The organism is Bacillus sp. SA1-12 (genome assembly GCF_000981385.1).
In the GTDB taxonomy this organism is placed as follows: domain Bacteria; phylum Bacillota; class Bacilli; order Bacillales; family Bacillaceae; genus Metabacillus.
The window spans coordinates 87481-105651 of record NZ_LATZ01000129.1 but is presented as its reverse complement, the minus strand read 5'-3'; the positions used below and the strand labels follow the sequence as shown (position 1 = coordinate 105651).

The window sequence follows — 18171 nt, the reverse complement described above, 5'->3', positions numbered from 1 at the left end:
AAAGACAAAAGCACAAGCCCCTGACCAGCCTAGGGCAAATAAGAAGCTCATGAATGCCTAACTAGCCCTAGAGGGGTTAGATTACTTAGGAAATCAACACGATAAGATTTTATCATTTCTTAAGAAAAACAAAAGCCGCCTCAAAGAGATCAAAATCCTTTCTTTTGAGACAGCTTTTATTTTCTACTCCTGCAGTAAAACTAATTCAATCGTAACTTTAAACAGATCACCGTCCACATCGATATCTAGAGAGCCCTCATGCAAATCAATGATCGATTTTGCAATCGCCAACCCTAAGCCTGAACCCTCTGTATGGCGTGATTTATCTCCGCGTTTGAATCGTTCAAATAATTCATTTACATCATCGCTAAGCTCGTATTTTGAAATATTTTTGAAGGTAATGACGGCTTCACCATTTATCGCTTTAATTGTCACATAAGCTCTTGTATGTTCAAGTGAGTATTTAAGGATATTGCCAATTAAGTTTTCAAATACGCGCCAGAGCTTTTGCCCATCAACATAGGCATAAACAGGCTGTTCTGGATTTGCCAAACGAAATTGGATTCCGGAATCTTGTATCGCTTCATTTGATTCAGCTAATGCTTGCTGCAGCAGCTGAACAAGATCAATTCTTTCTTTTACAAGTTCAATATTTCCGCTTGCCATTTTAGAAGCTTCAAACAAATCATCAATTAATACTTTTAAGCGCTTAGATTTACGGTCGATGATTTCGATATATGCTTTGCGTTCGTCCTCAGTTATCTTTTGATTTTTCAAGAGCTCCGAATACGTAATAATCGATGTTAATGGTGTGCGTAAATCATGACTGACATTTGTAATCAACTCGGTTTTTAGCCGTTCGCTTTTCGCTTGTGCCTTTTGTGATGTTTTTACTCCGCGCTTCATTGTATTGATATCTTCTGCAAGCTTGGCAAAGACGGACTTTCCAGCCACTTTTAAATCTGGTTGAAAATCACCCTTTGCTAATGCATGTGCATGGTTAAGAATTTCATTAAAATAACCTGTTCTTTTTACAATGAAGATAAATAATGGGATTCCTATGACAAAAAATGCCGGGATGTAAAAAAGTAAAAATAACTCTTCTACAAAAATCATGATTGTCCCAGCGCCAAAGGAGAATACAAAGAGCAAGATAAGGAATACTTTAGTACCCACTTTTCGATTTAAAAAAGCGTATCGGACTATATTTATTGATCTCATTGTGAGTGATTGATTCCAATCTTCCCGATTAGAAGACAGCGCTTTGACCCTTGGCACTAAGTAAAACCATTGCACAATTGTAAGCCAAAGTAATCCGGTCATGGCGATCAGCTGATAGAAAACATTCTCCAATATTTCGAGTATATCGTTACTATAATATAGATAATTATTTTCTAGAAAAACGAGAAACGTGAAAATCGCTGTTAGACCAAAAATCATGAACGCTACATCGATTGGAAGCTTATCATAAAGCTCCTTCCATTTAGCTGGTGCAAGCTTTCGAAGCATCATTTTATTTTTGCCAATAAAAAGACATAATCCCAGAGATAACAATGCGAAAATCGAATAAATCCAAAATACTATTTTCTGGTTTTCATAGGCATGATAATCGATGATTAAAAAGTTCGAGCTCGGCGTCTTTTTTGAAACGGCGATATATCCTTCGAAAAGAGCATTCGAGCTTTCATTTGCATAAGGAACCACTTCTTCGTAACCAACTACTAAAGACTCTGGATACAGTTCAAGGTATTGATTATTTTTTGTTGGATAATGCTTAATAAAGCGCATTTGTCCTACTTTGAAATAATCATCAACCGATTCGCCTTCTTTAATCGGCATGTTGGTATAGACCTCACCAGTTGCCGTATTTTTCAAGTAATAGTCAAAAGCTTCAAGATAGCGATTATAATCTTCTCGGAATAATTCCAGTTCTTTATAATAGTCATCTAGGCTTTGCTCTTTCTCGGCGATGATTTTATTTTTGATGTACTCATCACTTTCAAAATTCTTTGTGATATCGTCGATTTTTTTATCTCTTTCCTTTTTATAAACATCAGCTATCTTTTGATTGTCATTATCTAAAGCCTCGTTAATTCTGTCTTCATATTGCTGTTCAATGCTTGATATTTGCTCAGTTAAGTCACCATACTGATACCGATGATTTTCAATTTCTTCTTGCGAAACAGTGAGGCTTTCTTTTATTTCATCCTTTTTCTGATAAGAAATTTCAAAAGCATTTATAAAATTTAATAATTGATCGATTTCACTTTCAAATTGTGAAGACTTAAAATAGTTTTGTTTAAAAAAATCTCGATCATCATCGATCGCTGTTAACACTCCGCTTAATCCAAACGTAAATAAAATCAGCCAGCCAATAATGGCCAATTTATTTTTCCATTTTATATCCAATACCCCATACCACCTTTAAATACCTCGGATTTTTAGGGTCGATTTCTATTTTCTCCCGAATTTTACGAATATGTACTGCAACGGTGTTTTCTGCATTATAGCAGGGCTCCTTCCATACCCGTTCGTAAATCTCAGAGATAGAAAAAACTCGACCGGCGTTTACCATCAAAAGTTCCACAATTTTAAATTCAATTGGTGTTAACTTTACCGGCTCGCCATTTACGGCTACTTCCTTTGCTGATTGGTCAATGGTAAGTCCATTTAAATCAATTGTTTTCTTTATCCCTTCAAATGGTCCTAATTTTACATATCTTCTTAGCTGCGACTTAACTCTGGCAATCAGTTCTAACGGATTAAAAGGCTTTGTCACATAATCATCAGCACCGACCTGCAGGCCTAAGATCTTGTCCGTATCTTCACTTTTTGCACTCAAAATAATGATCGGGATGTTTTTGTCCTCACGAATTTTAAACGTTGCGGCAATTCCATCCATTCTAGGCATCATAATATCTAATAAAATCAAGTGGATTTCATGTTCATTTATATATTCGATCGCTTCAATTCCGTCCTTTGCTTTTAGCACGGTCATTCCTTCATTTTTCAAATATATTTCAATCGCATCACGGATTTCTTTATCATCATCAACAACTAATACAACATAATTATTCATCTGCACATTCCTCCTTTCCAAATTATAACATGAGTTTATTTTGAATTAGATGACCTTAGTATAAACAGGAGATCTTAAAATAAAGATAGGGGAAAAATGAAGAATTTCTTAAGTTTTATTAATTAAATTGGAACGAAACAGGAAAAAACCTCCATAACAACTATGGAGGCTTCTCAAGTTTTTCGTTTTTCATATAGGTAAGTATCAGGGGGGATACTGTTATCTATTACATACCCCCTGCCTGAGCAACATAAACCTAAAAATCATACTTTTTTTATTTTTTTAGGGATTGAGCTAAACGCAGCAAAACTTCGGCTTGATCCTTATTAAAATCCTTGCTGCCTTTTGTGCTTACTAGTTTGATATACGCATTAATTTGACTATCCCTTGCCTTAATATTCCCTTTTTCTTCGGATTTCTTTGCTGCTTTTAACTTATTGATATATGAGGTTGCCTTGTCTTCTTTATCAGCTAAAAATTGTTTTGTTAAAATCACTAAGCTTTCATAGTCTACTGTTACGATAAAACGGATTGATTTACTTGCATTATTTCCAGCAAGATCAGTTGCAGCAGCAGTCATAGTATGAGTACTTAAACCAAGCTGATAAGCTGGTGTTGATAGGTCTTTGCAAATAGACGAGGCTATAGTTGAAAGTTCATCCAAAGCTTTACAAGAGATGTTTACTACTTGATCAGCACTATATTCAATGTCATCCTCAGCAGAAAACGTGATCGTTGGTGCTGTTTGATCAAGTTGGATTTCGACAGCTTTCTTTTCTTCTTGGTTACCCGCCTTATCTAGACTCCAGTAATGAATAACATGGCTGCCATCTTTCGAAATGGTGACAGAATTTCCTGTTTGCTCAGAGCCTTCATTTACCATATAATGCGTGGATGCTATTCCTGTTTCAGAATCCTCGGCTAAAAAGTTTACCGTAACAGGCTTGCTGTACCCTTTTCCACACTCTAAATGTCCTATTTCCCCGTGTAATAAGAACGAAAAAAAGCCCCCAATATGGGTGACTTTTTCATCATTCGATCGTTACATATGCTGATAATGGAATGTGCATCTCCTTTAATGCATGAGCCATCAAGTACGCTATTTGATTAGCCCCATACTCCTGGAAATGAGTATCATCTTTAGCTCCATCAGGATAGGCTTTATACACTCCTGGTTCGATATGTAAAAATACAGAAAGTGTACCTTTTGGACCTATCCTGTTATAGTAAGCAATGCTTAAAAGATTTAAATCCACCAGAGGGACATCAAGTTCAGCAGCGACCTCTTTCATTCCTTTGACATACTCAGGAAAACTGCTTTTAAATTTTCCCGTTTCTTTGTGAAAATCTCTCTTGCCTACAGGTGTAACTAAAATAGGTATTGCGCCGCGGGCTCGCGCTCCATTGACATATAGCTTTAAATAATTTTTATAGTCATGTACAGATGTGTATAGATCATCGCGGTTTTTTTTGGCATCATTATGACCAAATTGAATAAGCAAATAATCATTTGGTTTAATTTTCCTTAAAATTTTATCTAATCTGCCTTCATTAATAAAGGACTTTGAGCTTCTCCCCCTGATTGCATAATTATTAAAATGTATCTCTGGACTAAAAAAGTGTGGCAGCATTTGCCCCCAGCCAGCCCTGGGACTCCACTTTTCAGAATATGACTGCACTGTTGAATCCCCAGCTATAAAAACAGTTGGATATTCTCCTGATTTACGGACGGGAAGCTTCTTTGATACAACAGGCATGGAAACCAGTAATAAAAGCAAACTCAAGAATATTGCAATATACCTCTTGTTCTTCCCTTTTTTTAACAAAACACTTCAAATCCTTCCCCTTTTATATCTTTTGCTCGTTTAATCTGTCAGTTAATTTGAACCTCAAGCACTCCAATCAAGCTTGAGCTTTACCATCATTTAATCTTTAAGAACATAAGATCTCTCTCTTTTTATCATAACCTATAACAGGTTGGACATGTAATTCTTTTCTTACAGTTTTGGATTTATTCTAGTCATTCATCGCACATCATTCAATCATTCTAAAAAAAATTAAGGAATTTTTTAGAAACCAATTGACAAATCATAGAATAATAGAGAAAATGTACGCGTGTACATAAATTTGTCTGGAGGTGAATATCTTAGCTAACAGAAAAGAAGTGGCGAAGCTAGCAGGTGTATCTGAAGCCACTGTTTCACGTGTTTTCAATAATATCGGTCCTTTGCGGGAGGAAACAAAACGCAAAGTACTGCAAGCAGCCAAAGAGCTGAACTACCACCCAAATGCCATCGCACAAAGCTTTGCCAGAGGAAAAAGCAATAATATTGGCGTAATTGTTCCTTATTTGCCAAAGGTTAACTTAATGTCAACCCACTACTTTTCTGAACTGCTAAGCGGTATTGGTGCAAGGCTCGGGGAATTAGGCTACGGCCTGCTGCTTTTATTTCAATCACCTGATGAACAAAAAGACTATGTACAGCTGTTTCGCTCTCAAAGGGTCGATGGATGCATTATCCTTGGCTCTAAAAATATTCCCGGTGAAGTTGAAGCGCTTGAAGTGCTTCATAATTTACATCTTCCCTACTGCCTTGTGAACCAAACATTTTCTGGCCATTCCTTTCATTCTATTGATGCTGACCATGAGGACGGCAGCCTCCAAGCAGTGTCCTCATTGCTTAGGAAAGGCTTTGAACAAGTCATCTTTTTAAATGGCCCAATGGAATATTCAAATAGTGCCGAGCGATTACAAGGATATGTTAAAGCGATCAGCCAGGCTGAAGCAGTTTTCAATGAGAAAATCATTTTTGAAGGGAACTACAGCAGAAAAAGCGGTTTTCAAGCTGCTGCTGAAATTGCACCATTGCTGCCTGACTATAAAGCAATCTTTGCAGCAAATGACCGCATGGCAATTGGTCTTATGCAAGGATTAAGTGAACACGGATATACAGCTGGCCGTGATTACGCATTAATTGGATATGATGACTCAGAAATAGCCAAAATGACATCCCCTCCACTTAGCACAGTAAAAGTTCCGCTATTTGAAATGGGGCAAATGGCAGCAGAAAAGGTTTTTAAACTTATTTCCAATGAAAACTTAGAAACGATCGATCATCGGCTGCCAGTTACATTGATCGAACGAGCATCATCGCTCTAGCGCCGCTAGAAAAAGAATGACTTCGCATCGGCGCTGGACTTTCACTATATAAAATACCAAAGAAAAGGGGATTTCCATGGAGAAGATTAGAGTTGGCATGATCGGCTATAAATTTATGGGTAAGGCACATAGTCACGCATATCGTGACCTTCCATTATTTTTCCCAAAAACTCTTCATCCTGAGATGAAGGTGATTTGCGGCCGGAATGCAATAGGAGTAGCCGAAGCTGCTGCACAATTCGGCTGGGAGGAATATACGACTGATTGGCAAAGCCTTTTAGAAAGAGATGATATTGATTTAATTGATATCAATGCACCTAGTGATGTACATAAAGAAATAACGATTGCCGCTGCCCAAGCTGGAAAGCATGTATTTTGCGAAAAACCGTTAGCGCTTACATTGAAAGATTCAAGAGAAATGCTAGAAGTTGTTGAAGCTGCCGGGGTAAAACATATGGTTGGTTTCAATTATCGGTTTGCTCCAGCTGTCATGTTAGCGAAAAAACTGATTGATGAAGGGAAATTAGGAGATATCTATCATTTCCGCGCATGGTTTTTACAGGATTGGTTGGTAGACCCAAACTTTCCGTTAGCATGGAGACTACAAAAAGAGGTTGCAGGCTCAGGTTCTCATGGTGATTTAGGAGCTCACCTCATTGATATGGCCCATTATTTAATCGGTGATATCGATGAAGTTATTGGTATGAGCGATACATTTATAAAAGAACGTCCAATTCCAACAAACATGACTGGCTTAACTGCTACCGGAAATGAAAACGCAGAAAAGGGCGAGGTAACCGTTGATGATGCTACATTGTTCTTAGCTCGATTTGCGAATGGTGCTTTAGGAAGCTTTGAAGCAACCCGTTATGCTGCAGGTCATCGCTGTACAAATTCATTTGAAATTAACGGCAGCAAAGGCAGTGTGATTTTCGACTTCGAACGAATGAATGAGCTTCAGGTTTATTTCACTGATGATAGAGATGATGTTCAAGGCTTCCGTCGCGTACTGGCTACAGACCCTGCTCATGCTTTTGCAGAAAACTGGTGGCCGCCAGGGCATACAATCGGTTATGAACATACCTTTATTCACGAAGTCGTTGAGCTTATGGAAGCATTCCGCGAAAACCGCCAGCCGGTCCCTAACTTCAAAGATGGCGTAAAATGCCAGCAAGTTTTGGAAGCGGTTGATTTATCGATCGAAAAACGTCAATGGATCAGGATTTCAGACGTATAAAACCAAAAGCGGAAGCGCCTTGATCAGCCCCGACAAGCATAAGACGAATTGGAATAGAAGGCGTTTTTTGCCTTCAATTCCAATTCGCCTTATGACCTAGAGGGGCTAGGCGCTGGAGCTGGATGTCGAAGCACTTAGCCACAGTACAAAGAACTTTTTAAAGGAGAATACTAGAATAATCCAAAAAGTTGCAAGATTCCTTTCAAAAGTTGCAAAAAAACATCTAAAAGTTGCAAAATTGCTACCTGAAATCTTATTAATTTTAGAAAAAAGGAGTGTTTTCAAATGAAGAAAAGCGCATTAATCGTTTGGGGCGGCTGGGATGGCCATCAACCAGAGGAAGTTGCAGAGATTTTCAAAGGAATTCTAGAAGAGGAAAACTTCCAAGTAGAGGTTTCAAATTCACTTGATTCTTATGCAGATCCTGAGAAGCTAAAATCACTAGATTTAATTGTTCCCCATTGGACTATGGGGGAAATTGAAAAGAAATATGTATTAAATATTTCTGAAGCTGTAATGAATGGTGTCGGCTTAGCTGGATGTCATGGGGGAATGTGTGATTCCTTCCGTAACAATGTTGACTGGCAATTTATGACTGGCGGAAATTGGGTAGCACATCCAGGTAATGATGGTGTGGAATATATGGTCAATATTAAGCATTCGACTAGTCCGTTATTAGAAGGTTTATCAGATTTTAAAGTGGTAAGTGAACAATACTACCTTCATGTTGACCCTGCTGTAGAAGTTCTTGCCACAACCCGCTTTCCTGTCGTCGATGGACCGCATGCAACAAACAAAGCTGTTGATATGCCTGTCGTATGGACAAAGCACTGGGGAAAAGGAAATGTTTTCTATAATTCATTAGGCCATCAAGCAAATATCGTTGCCATGCCAGAGGTATCCCTCATTATGCGCCGCGGCTTCTTATGGGCTGCCGAAGGAAAGAAACGAGTTCAAGAATTGGCAGCTTCTGGTGCATCCAACATCGAAAACGGAAGAGTTTACACTGGAATGGGCGATAGTCAATAACAAAAACGGAAGTGCTCTGCTCATTAATAGCATATAAGATGCCCAGGAATGAAAATGGCTTTTGTCTTTATTTCTCATAAGCTTGACTGTACAGATCCAACATAACATCTAGATATAAAAAGTTATCCTTTTTTAGCCATGTTAAGGATCGTTGTTGCACATTGTTGATTGGAACGGATACGCGTGTATCCTGGGGGAGCAACGGGACTGGGATACCCCGAAGGCGCTGCTGAGGAGGCACCCCCGTCCCCCCGCTTAGGAGGAGCGCCTGTAGCGGAAATCAACACCAAACTTAACAAATCCTTTATTTTAAAAACGCAAGCCCTTATTCTTCTTTCTATAACAACGATTATAAAGAATTAAAAACATTGGAGGGTTCCACTATGAAAAAGCTAAAAGTCGGTATTATCGGATGCGGAGTTATTAGTTCCATTTATATGGAAAATGCACAAAAGTTCGATCATCTTGAGCTTAATGCCTGTGCTGACTTAGACCTGCAGCGAGCACAAGCCCAAGCAGAAAAATACGGGGTTCCTAAGGCTTGTACTGTTGAAGAACTTCTTTCTGATCCAGACATTCAATTAGTTATTAATTTAACAATACCGAAAGCACACGCAGCTGTTTGTATTCAGGCCCTTGAAGCAGGCAAGCATGTTTATACAGAAAAACCGCTTGCTGTTACACGCGAGGAAGGTCAGCAAATTTTAGAAACCGCTAAAAAGCGTCAGCTTTTAGTTGGCAGTGCACCTGACACCTTTTTAGGAGCTGGAATTCAAACAGCTATTCATCTTATTGAAAAAGGTGAAATTGGGGAGCCAATCGGCGCATCTGCATTTATGATTGGCCGAGGACATGAGCATTGGCATCCAGACCCAGCCTTCTATTATGATATTGGCGGCGGTCCAATGTTTGATATGGGTCCTTATTATTTAACAGCCTTAGTATCATTATTAGGACCTATTAAAAGAATCTCTGGATCTGCCAGAATTAGTTACCCTGAACGTACCATCATCAGCCAACCGAAAGCAGGCACTAAAATTAATGTGGCGACTCCAACACATATATCTGGTGTCATTGATTTTGCTTCCGGTGCAATTGGAACGATTACAACAAGCTTTGATGCCTTTGGCGGCTCATCGTTACCGCCGATTGAAATATACGGTAGCGAAGGCACCCTCCTCGTTCCAGACCCGAATACTTTTGGCGGACCAGTCAAAATAAGAAAACGTGATGAAAAGGAATTTGTCGAGGTTCCTTTATCCTATGGCTATTCCCAAAACAGCCGCGGATTAGGAGTGGCTGATATGGCTAAGGCGATCCTTGATGGAGGCAAATTCCGTGCAAACGGAGATATGGCCTACCATGTATTAGAAGCCATGCATGGTTTCCATGATGCTTCAGATAATGGAACACATTATCATATGGAAAGTACGTGTGAAAGACCTGAATCTTTAGCTGTTGAACAACAGGCTTCAAAATAAGGAAAATGAAGCGTCCAGAGCAGTTGCTTTGGACGTTTCATTTACACTCAGCTGCTTCTTAGTGATTTCCCCACATCTAACCTATCTTTTACATGTTGTAAAAAGCCATAAGCTAGATAAGACAAACTAAACACAATAACTGTATCAACTAGCTTCCAGGCAAAATGCTCGGATAAGGAATTGAGGTGTAAAAAAAGTAACGTCTTATCGACCAAATCAATAAAAAAAACATGAATAGCATAGATTCCCAATGCATTTGCTCCAATTTTTGTTATAAACATATCTTTCCCGAGGTGTTTATTCGTTAAGATATAGGAAAAAAGAAAACATGTTAAAAAAATGGTTGAGATAAAATATTCTCCATATTTTGCCCCAATTAGCTTTTCTAGAATAAATCCTTCGATTACTTGGAGAATACAGAAAAGCGAAATATATGTCAGGGATGTTTTTCTGCTGAAATGATTTACATTCTGTTCAAGTTTTAACGCAAAGAAAAAGCCTAATGTTGTATAAAATAAGCCGATAAATAAAGCATCGCGGGTGTTTAGCGGAAATTCATAAATGATGGAATAGGATTGTCCAAAAAGTCCTATTATGTTCAATACAAGAGCAACTAAGATTAGGATATCTATTTTTTTTATCTTAAAAAATAGGTAATTGATGGTGATACTCCAAATTAGGGCTGTCAAAAACCATAATTGGTATCCGCTTGTCCCTTTTCCATAATACAATACATTGAGCAATGTAAAATTTTTAACATAGTCCATTACCTCACGCTGTAAATCATGACTGCTAAAGACCAGCAGCAGAATATCATATATTGCATAGAAAATTACCCAGCAGACATAAAGTTTTAAGATTTTAAAAACATACCTTTTAAAATACCCAAATGTTTTTTCAGCTCGCTTCATTTTTTTCCCGAATAAGTAGCCTGACGTTACAAAGAAGAAAGGAACAGCAAATCTTGAAAGGTTATCAAGAACAAATAATCCCATGATGCTATCCTTTGGGACAGTATGAATAGCAACTACGGCTAATATCGCGAAAAATTTTATAAAATCAATGGCATAATTTCTGTCCATTTTTCCTCCCACAAACTTTTTGTAAGATGATCATGCCATTTTATTATTTGCCTTTATATAGGAATCATTCGCTTTTTGGGTTCGAATCACGATAAAGAATACTTGTTGACTGGCGAGCTTGAAAGGCGAAGACAAAAAGCGCAGTCGCCAATACCTTTAAATGGTCACTGCTCCGAATTTCCTTCCTCCCTGATAATTTATACTTTTTTAAAGTATAAAAAGACTGAGCGTTGTACAGAAGAAATGATCTTCTATACAAACTCAGACTCTTTATCATCCTGTATGACTATAATCTCTTTTCGCCCGGAGCATAAATTCCTGTTGAAGAAGATTAACCTCAAATAATTTCAATGGATCGTAGAAGATTTCAGGATTTGCTTTCATGTCGCTTAGCCCTTCTTTGCCCTCTTGAATCGTTGTTTCTGTCTCTTGGATGGTGTCTTTCACTTCTTGAATTGGACCAGTAAAGAATGAAGAAACGTCTTGGCTTAATCCCTTTTCAAATAGCTCAAACGGCAAGAAAATTTTTGTGACGATGGATTTTGTAACATCCTCATATGTTTCACTTTCAACATATTTCTTGTATTGGTTCACAAGCATCATTTTATTTTGATTAATAGCTCCAAATAACTTGCCAGCGCTTTTTAAAATCAGCTGAGCCGGTTTGTTCTTGAGCATAATATTTTCTTTTTCATAATGCATTCTACCAGTGATGCGATTAATGTCCCGGCGCCAATCGTCAATAATCGTAAACTCACATTGTAAGAACATCTTTTCTTGCTGATAGATGTCATTAAAGGTTTCGCTCATTTCCGCTAAATAGGATTGACTATCAAGCAACTCCTCATGAGAAGTAATGATCCAATCTTCAAGTCTTTCACATATTGCAGGAAGCATCTGCTGTTCAAAATAGTCCTGAATTTTGGCATTCATGCTTTCGTTGAGGACAAGATGAATTTGTTTTAGATCACTATCTTCTTTAATCAGCTCGCTGCATTCTCTTAACATTTTCGGAATTTTCACCTTTGCTTCTGCTCTGCTTTCATTCAAAAAGTCCTTATACGCTTTTAAAATGGACGCAACTTTTTCTTGCTGAAGGTCAGTAAGTTTATTTGTAAAGCCTTTTAAACGTCCTAAAATATCTTCATTCCACTGGATAGAATCAACTAATCCCTTTTCCATATCAACGCGTTTTTGTAAAAGACTAGCTAAAATTCTCCGGATGAGTGTTAATACTTTTGCTGTCCGTTTCTCTTGCTTTTCTTTTACATCATATGGGAAATGCATATTGATAAATGTTGAAAGCTGGCTTAATTGCTGATGGAAAGGATGCAAGGACGAATATGGTAAAACGTCAGCTTCAGGATAGAGTGAAGCTATTTTTGCCTTAACTTCTTCAGCAATGGCTCTAGCATCTGCATCACTTGCTATTAAATCAACTTTATTTAACAAAAAGTGTACTTTTAAACTTGGTGCAAACTTTTTCATTTGCGATAAAACATCATATTCTCTATCAGTTAATGGAGAAGTTCCATCAAGAACATAGAGCATTCCGTCAGCTAAAAGCAAGGAATCAAAAAGCTCATTTCTCATCTCTGCACTTCCATTAACAGGCGGTGTGTCAATGATTGCACACTGGTTCTCATGTAAGAAAATACACGGACGCTTCACAAGAAAGAGCTCAGGATCATCACTCTGCATAAGTTCAACTAACTCACGTTGATTGTGAACAGGCAGCTTTTCGGCAGCTGAAATATGCTCCATTGAGATTTCATCATCATCATGCAGAACCACGATAGAAGATGTAGACCCCTTAAATGGCTGATCGCCTAATAAAGAATGCACAAACGTCGTTTTTCCGCTGCCAGCTTTTCCAGCTAACAGAAAATGATGTTTTATTTTCGGATTGATCATTTCTTTCATCCACCAGTTGATTTTATGATCTACCCCGACAGCATGAGATTCCGCCCATGCGCTAATCGTATTGTAAAGCTGCAGCGCATTTTCTATGCCGCTTTGCCCATTGTCAGCTTCAAAAATAATGGTTTCTGCTTTATAGACAGCATCTGGAAGTACAGTCCCAGGAAAGATTTCATTCCAAGCCAACACCGTTGCAGAAGGGAACAAACCATTCGCACGGGTTGAAAGCATCAGCCAATTTGCCAATAAATTCGGAACTACATCGTGCAGCTCTCTTAAATAATAAGAACCCTCTGTTAACTCAAGAAATGTCTCTTCAAATAACTCTGTGGTTTGACCCCACGAATAGTCATTTCCTTCAAGGTCAACTGAGAAAAAGAGATCGTTGATTGTTTTTAACCATGTTAAATAAGATCCTCCATTTCTATAGCTCTCCCACAATGCTCCAATAAATTGGGCAAAGGAATTCTTGCTTGCTTCAAATAAGGTTAACATTGCCTCGGCAAAAAAGTCAGGTTCAAACTGTTTCGTATATCCGGCTTTCACATACGAAATTAAAATTTGGAACCATTCTTCCCGTTCCGTCCGGATGGATTCAGTAACCGCAAGCTTTACCGCATGTTCTGTATCATTTTTTTCTTCATAAAAATCTCTGGCGATTCTTGTAACCTGTGGATAATCAGGGTTAATATGTAAGGCCTTTTTAATAATGTCATAAGCATTTTCCACCTTATTTCTTTCTTGATAAAGTGAAAAAAGCTTAAGCGCAACTTCACTGCTTAATGTTTTGTCTTCTGTTTCGATCGACGTGTATTTATCTTCTGCAGCAGAGAGCAGTCCTAGCCGATAATAAGCATCACCAATATTCATTACGGCCCATGGCTCTAGCTCATTTTTTATATTCTCCCACTTAAAAATGGCAGATTCATAATCCTGATCATGATAATAAATTTCTCCTTGGGCATATCGAATATAGGACAAATCAAAGCTTTCATCATGATTTTGTTCCTCAAAATATGCTTCTCCAAGCACTTGAGAAGGCCGTCTTTGGTCATGATCAGTCAAAAACGTCTCATAAAAAGTCTTATGAATTAATTGTTGTTCCGATGTCATGGTATCCTCCTGCAAAAAATGAAAGATTTATCTAAAAACTTGAAAAAATATATGGTTTGGGTCTACCTAAAGCTTCTTGATCCGATAGTCTCACTTTTCCACATCTAAACGGGCAGTAATCCCCAATATCAATGGTAAAAAATAAGATATGTGTGGGAAACTGCCCGTTTAGATGCTACGAGCGTGATAATTTTCGCTTTCCATCAGTAGGAAAAATGGAAGCCTCACTTTATTTTAGCAGAAATATGCCTTTTTAAAATGTCAATTTGATTTCAATTACGATCATTTATACTTTATTACCCTTTAAAAAAGAACAAAAAACCAAAACCTTCATAAAAAGTTCGAAAAAGGCATTGGTTTTATTGGGGTATTAAGAAAAAAAGCGCTCGAGCAAATCAAGTCGCTTTTTTCTATATAGGTATTTTATCATTTTCTAACCAGGAACTAAAATAAAAAGTAATTGAAGTTTTCAGGCAGTTGGTAAAAAAGTTGTCTACATGATCAGGTAGAAAGACAGGTAAAAACCATCATTTTTTCTTCTTCTTAACCAAGTAAATAATCATCCAAATGATGTACCCAACTAGTAAGCCTGGTATAAGCGAAAGGATTGGCAGCCAGATAGGTCCTAATAGGACGCCATTTATTTTAAAAACAGGTGAATACATCAGGCCGACAGTAACGAAATAAGCACCAAAAACAAAGGGAAAAAATGAATAGGCTGACCTTTCTCCTTCAGCATCTTTAAATGCATCCCACATCGCAAACATGTAGACACAGGGATAAAACATGAGCCACTGATAATTAACAATGTGTACGGCTCTGTCGATTTCTCCTAAAAAGCTAGCCATAATGGCTGTGTTAAAATTACTGTTTACATTAATAAGGAATTCTAGAAAGATAAAGACAAAGCCTTTTAACAGTTTTCTATTAAGTATTTGGGCAAAACCCGGTAATGCAATGCTCCAAAATATTGCTTCTGTTTTTGACGTCATATTAAAGCTTCCTATTCTTCATTTTTAAAAAATTTCGTTCTAAGTTAATTGAGGTGGATTTAGCTGTAAAAAATCATTTAAAAAGACACTTGCTAACGTCTAAAACATCTTACTTTCATAAAGAGGAAAGTGGTAATCTCACACAGTCTTTGCTAATTACTATTTACAAAGGCTTCCAATTCTATTCTTAATTTTGTAACGAAATAGTAAAAACTTGACAAATATATGACAAACTCATGGGGCTTCCGTAAAACAAACGCATTTAAAAATTCATCAAGGCTCTTTTCTAAGAGATTGTGTTTTAAATAGTTTTTTTTAAATTGTTTAGGTTACGCGCAAGAAATTCACAGCACTTTCCACGGAAAGCTAACATTTCTCGCTGAAATAAAGCACTTAGTAATAGCTACATAATTTGCGGAACCAGCTTTAATCAAACACCAATCTTTAACAAATTTTATATGCTATCGTAAATTGATTTTTAAAAAGGACAGTGTAAAATGGCTGAAAATGTAAATAAAAAACATGTAGATCTGCTGCCGTCGATTTGGCATGCGCTAAGAAAAATTAAACAAATGCAGGATAAAGCTGAGTATTTTCGATCAACTCATAAATTAATTGAGGCTCCAGCCTATAAAACCATCCCCTTCATCCTGCAAACGCAAAAAGGTGATCCCTTTTTCACATGGGGGAAAGCTGGAACAACCAGCTGTTTTGCAACAATTTTCTTTAAGATCGTAAAATTAGAACATGAAACAGGATGTGCCACATTAGGGTTACTTCGTCCGAATTTGTCTGTATGGGATGACAAATTAGATGGTTTAAGAATAGGTAAAATATACGAGATTGCCTTTATAACGGAAACAGATGAAGTTGTGACAATTGATCCAACCGGATATAGTGCGATTAAGTGCTTTGACCCAGGGTTAGTTGTGGAGGAAAAGAGTGAAGAGAAAGACAAAAATAGCGGATGACTTATACGATGGTCACCCGCTTTCATTCTTGCTGCTTAATAAGTAAGTGATGCAGCAATGATCAAGCCGATGGAAACAGATAAAAATAATAAAAACAGTCCTACTGCTTGATTGTCGTCGTCAATGGCTTTTGTAATATTAAATTTAGGTGTCAGCAGCTCGGCTGCATAAAAAATGATGATCTGAATTACAATGGCGATGCTTCCCCAAACGACCATGTCTAAGATGTTTACAGAGTTCGAAATGGATGAGTACAATACGATTGCTAAGCCTAGGATCCTGCCACCAAATGCATATACCGCTGCCTTATTCCCGTTTTTAATTAATTCAAATTCCTTATTCTTTGTTGTGATCTCAAATAGGGCAATCCCAATGACCAAAAGCACAACAGCTACTCCAATATAGGATAATGTTGATAAAAACAAATCTAAAAATGACATCTTCTCATGTCCCCCTCTTTATCGTTTTAGTCCAACAGGCAAGAAATAGGCATTATTATCGGTAATTTGCTTACCTGCCCTTAACCCGATGCCAGATGGTTTTCCATTGATTAAAAAGCTTCCAATTAACACTTTTCCTTCTCTAATTCCTTCGCTTGTTTTTATTTCTTTTGCGGGCAGATCTATATACTTTTGAAAAACAGGCAATGATTTATCATAGGTTTTTTGAGCATCCTCAAGAATCTTTTCTTTCCCTTTGTAAATAGATACCGTGTCTCCCTCTCGACCGAAACTTGGTTTTTTAACATACTTCACGCCGCTCTTTAAGAATATGTCCTCTTCAAGATATGTAGGTAGAAAATAAGCTGAAATCCATTGCTTTTCCTCTGCTGTAAAATAAGGGTTATCGCGTTCCATCATTCCCCAAATAACTGCTTGAACAGCCTTTGATTGCAAAAGAAATGCTGATATGGGGTTCACCATATGCAGCTTGTTTAACGAGACAAGTTCAATTAGCTGTAACCCGATTTCTTCATTTGTTTTTACATCCGCATCCTCAATCAAATGCTCTAACGGATAGGTTTGCCGATATAGGAGGTCAATTCTATTTCCTTCATCATCAAACAACCCCTCCTGCTTTTTGATTGTCAATTTATGCAATGGTACATATTTAGACGGAACATTTACTGTTTCCTTTAAAAACAAGGTCGTGAATTTGTCTTCCTCATGGTCTTCATGTGAAGTGAACACTATATTTGGTTCATGGTCAATCTCAGAGCGGTGCAGCATTTCAGCCAGCGCTTTCCGCATTTCTTTTCCGAGCTTTTCTGCCAATCCTTTATTCGGATCTTCCACACCAAATTCTTTACACATGACACCATTTACATAAAAAACTTCCTTTTCAAATGTAGGTGTATCGCTATTAAGCTCAAGTACCTTCAGCCCATTTTTTGTCTGAACTAAATCAACTCTGGAAATGACAGAATCAACAGGTAATGCACGATGCCGGATAAAGGGAAGGATACTGCGCGGAAGGTCCAATTGTAATAATGTTTCGTCAGACGAGCTTCTCAGCAAGTTGCCTGTTTTAAAGAAAATGTGGCCGATGCGTTTCGTCGCTAGGCGAATGTCTGCCACTTCCTTCTCCGCCATAAGTGCGATATCATATAGCGCATATTCACTATCATATAAATCATGCCAAAACTGATTGACTTTGCTATATGCATAACGTCGCTTACTCAGATGCTCTTCTAAATAAAAGGAGTGTGACATTACCCGCCAAAACCTCCGCTAGAACCTTTACCAAATCCAGAGGCTCCTCCTTTAAAGGAACTGCTGGATTTATAGGTTTTATAAGCTGAACTTTTTGTTAACCCGCTTTTGGAAGGATAAAATTTTCCGCCATAATAGTAATGGCCATAATGAGATGAACCATCATCATCACATTCCCAAACCCCTTCATCAGCTTCCCATTCCCAGTCATCACAATCTGTACCCTCTGGAACAGGCGGCAATGATTCATCATTACTGCAACCAGCAATCGTCATCATGGTCGCTGAAATGATTCCAGTTAATAATTTATTTGTCTTCTTCAATTGTCTTCCCCCCACTGTAAAATAACAAACTAGTGATCTAAATGAATAAATCCCTTCAAACTACGAACTAAA

15 protein-coding genes are annotated in these 18171 nt (G+C 37.7%); 5 read left to right on the top strand and 10 right to left on the bottom strand.

What is annotated here, in order from left to right; genetic code table 11:
• Positions 1–183: 183 nt before the first annotated feature.
• The 4 genes from WQ54_RS26165 to WQ54_RS26150 form a co-directional block, all read right to left on the bottom strand.
• The gene (locus WQ54_RS26165) at positions 184–2409 is read right to left on the bottom strand and encodes a HAMP domain-containing sensor histidine kinase (RefSeq protein ID WP_052737981.1); all 2226 of its coding nucleotides are present in this window, start codon (positions 2407–2409) and stop codon (positions 184–186) included.
• Positions 2387–3079, bottom strand: coding sequence for a response regulator transcription factor (locus WQ54_RS26160; RefSeq protein WP_046588861.1), 693 nt, complete (start codon positions 3077–3079; stop codon positions 2387–2389). Before WQ54_RS26160 ends, WQ54_RS26165 begins: the two co-directional genes overlap by 23 nt.
• 274 nt (positions 3080–3353) lie before the next feature.
• Complete coding sequence (locus WQ54_RS26155; RefSeq protein WP_046588859.1) at positions 3354–3962, bottom strand: hypothetical protein; 609 nt, start codon at positions 3960–3962, stop codon at positions 3354–3356.
• Positions 3963–4110: 148 nt separating this feature from the next.
• The gene (locus WQ54_RS26150; RefSeq protein ID WP_052737980.1) at positions 4111–4905 is read right to left on the bottom strand and encodes a rhamnogalacturonan acetylesterase; all 795 of its coding nucleotides are present in this window, start codon (positions 4903–4905) and stop codon (positions 4111–4113) included.
• Between the two features lie 338 nt (positions 4906–5243).
• Here WQ54_RS26150 and WQ54_RS26145 point away from each other — a divergent pair, with 338 nt between their 5' ends.
• From WQ54_RS26145 to WQ54_RS26125, 4 genes are all read left to right on the top strand, one after another.
• Positions 5244–6239, top strand: a complete 996-nt coding sequence (locus WQ54_RS26145; protein ID WP_084822332.1) for a LacI family DNA-binding transcriptional regulator — start codon at positions 5244–5246, stop codon at positions 6237–6239.
• 76 nt (positions 6240–6315) lie between these two features.
• Positions 6316–7476 carry a Gfo/Idh/MocA family protein gene (locus tag WQ54_RS26140; RefSeq protein WP_046588857.1) on the top strand — a complete coding sequence of 387 codons (1161 nt, stop codon included), beginning with the start codon at positions 6316–6318 and terminating at the stop codon, positions 7474–7476.
• A 285-nt stretch (positions 7477–7761) separates the two neighbouring features.
• Positions 7762–8505 (top strand): ThuA domain-containing protein, encoded by a 744-nt coding sequence (locus WQ54_RS26135; RefSeq protein ID WP_046588856.1) that lies wholly within the window; start codon positions 7762–7764, stop codon positions 8503–8505.
• 383 nt (positions 8506–8888) lie between these two features.
• Positions 8889–9986, top strand: a complete 1098-nt coding sequence (locus WQ54_RS26125) for a Gfo/Idh/MocA family protein (RefSeq protein WP_046588854.1) — start codon at positions 8889–8891, stop codon at positions 9984–9986.
• Positions 9987–10033: 47 nt separating this feature from the next.
• On the opposite strand, the gene WQ54_RS26120 is transcribed toward WQ54_RS26125, so the two are convergent.
• The 3 genes from WQ54_RS26120 to WQ54_RS26110 form a co-directional block, all read right to left on the bottom strand.
• The gene (locus WQ54_RS26120; protein WP_046588853.1) at positions 10034–11068 is read right to left on the bottom strand and encodes an acyltransferase; all 1035 of its coding nucleotides are present in this window, start codon (positions 11066–11068) and stop codon (positions 10034–10036) included.
• Positions 11069–11341: 273 nt separating this feature from the next.
• Positions 11342–14101, bottom strand: coding sequence for a GTPase domain-containing protein (locus WQ54_RS26115; protein ID WP_046588852.1), 2760 nt, complete (start codon positions 14099–14101; stop codon positions 11342–11344).
• Between the two features lie 527 nt (positions 14102–14628).
• Positions 14629–15093 (bottom strand): hypothetical protein, encoded by a 465-nt coding sequence (locus WQ54_RS26110; protein ID WP_046588851.1) that lies wholly within the window; start codon positions 15091–15093, stop codon positions 14629–14631.
• A gap of 497 nt (positions 15094–15590) precedes the next feature.
• Between WQ54_RS26110 and WQ54_RS26105 the strand changes: the two genes are divergently transcribed.
• Positions 15591–16064: a CotY/CotZ family spore coat protein gene (locus tag WQ54_RS26105; protein ID WP_046588850.1), complete on the top strand. Its 474-nt coding sequence runs from the start codon at positions 15591–15593 to the stop codon at positions 16062–16064.
• A 35-nt stretch (positions 16065–16099) separates the two neighbouring features.
• Here the strand turns inward: WQ54_RS26105 and WQ54_RS26100 are convergent, their stop codons facing one another.
• The 3 genes from WQ54_RS26100 to WQ54_RS26090 are packed head-to-tail and all read right to left on the bottom strand — an operon-like array spanning position 16100 to position 18099.
• A complete protein-coding gene (locus tag WQ54_RS26100; RefSeq protein ID WP_046588849.1) occupies positions 16100–16504 on the bottom strand; it encodes a DUF350 domain-containing protein in 405 nt (134 codons plus the stop codon).
• Between the two features lie 18 nt (positions 16505–16522).
• Positions 16523–17776 carry a glutathionylspermidine synthase family protein gene (locus tag WQ54_RS26095; protein WP_046588847.1) on the bottom strand — a complete coding sequence of 418 codons (1254 nt, stop codon included), beginning with the start codon at positions 17774–17776 and terminating at the stop codon, positions 16523–16525.
• A complete protein-coding gene (locus WQ54_RS26090; RefSeq protein WP_046588846.1) occupies positions 17776–18099 on the bottom strand; it encodes a hypothetical protein in 324 nt (107 codons plus the stop codon). The genes WQ54_RS26095 and WQ54_RS26090 overlap by 1 nt, the downstream gene beginning before the upstream one ends.
• Positions 18100–18171 lie beyond the last annotated feature (72 nt).

What these genes read in the sequence shown, in the direction of transcription:
- WQ54_RS26160 (WP_046588861.1), bottom strand. Translation starts at nt 3,079, where the DNA reads ATGAATAATTATGTTGTATTAGTTGTTGATGATGATAAAGAAATCCGT.
- WQ54_RS26155 (WP_046588859.1), bottom strand. Translation starts at nt 3,962, where the DNA reads ATGGTAAATGAAGGCTCTGAGCAAACAGGAAATTCTGTCACCATTTCG.
- WQ54_RS26140 (WP_046588857.1), top strand. Translation starts at nt 6,316, where the DNA reads ATGGAGAAGATTAGAGTTGGCATGATCGGCTATAAATTTATGGGTAAG.
- WQ54_RS26135 (WP_046588856.1), top strand. Translation starts at nt 7,762, where the DNA reads ATGAAGAAAAGCGCATTAATCGTTTGGGGCGGCTGGGATGGCCATCAA.
- WQ54_RS26125 (WP_046588854.1), top strand. Translation starts at nt 8,889, where the DNA reads ATGAAAAAGCTAAAAGTCGGTATTATCGGATGCGGAGTTATTAGTTCC.
- WQ54_RS26120 (WP_046588853.1), bottom strand. Translation starts at nt 11,068, where the DNA reads ATGGACAGAAATTATGCCATTGATTTTATAAAATTTTTCGCGATATTA.
- WQ54_RS26115 (WP_046588852.1), bottom strand. Translation starts at nt 14,101, where the DNA reads ATGACATCGGAACAACAATTAATTCATAAGACTTTTTATGAGACGTTT.
- WQ54_RS26110 (WP_046588851.1), bottom strand. Translation starts at nt 15,093, where the DNA reads ATGACGTCAAAAACAGAAGCAATATTTTGGAGCATTGCATTACCGGGT.
- WQ54_RS26105 (WP_046588850.1), top strand. Translation starts at nt 15,591, where the DNA reads ATGGCTGAAAATGTAAATAAAAAACATGTAGATCTGCTGCCGTCGATT.
- WQ54_RS26100 (WP_046588849.1), bottom strand. Translation starts at nt 16,504, where the DNA reads ATGTCATTTTTAGATTTGTTTTTATCAACATTATCCTATATTGGAGTA.
- WQ54_RS26095 (WP_046588847.1), bottom strand. Translation starts at nt 17,776, where the DNA reads ATGTCACACTCCTTTTATTTAGAAGAGCATCTGAGTAAGCGACGTTAT.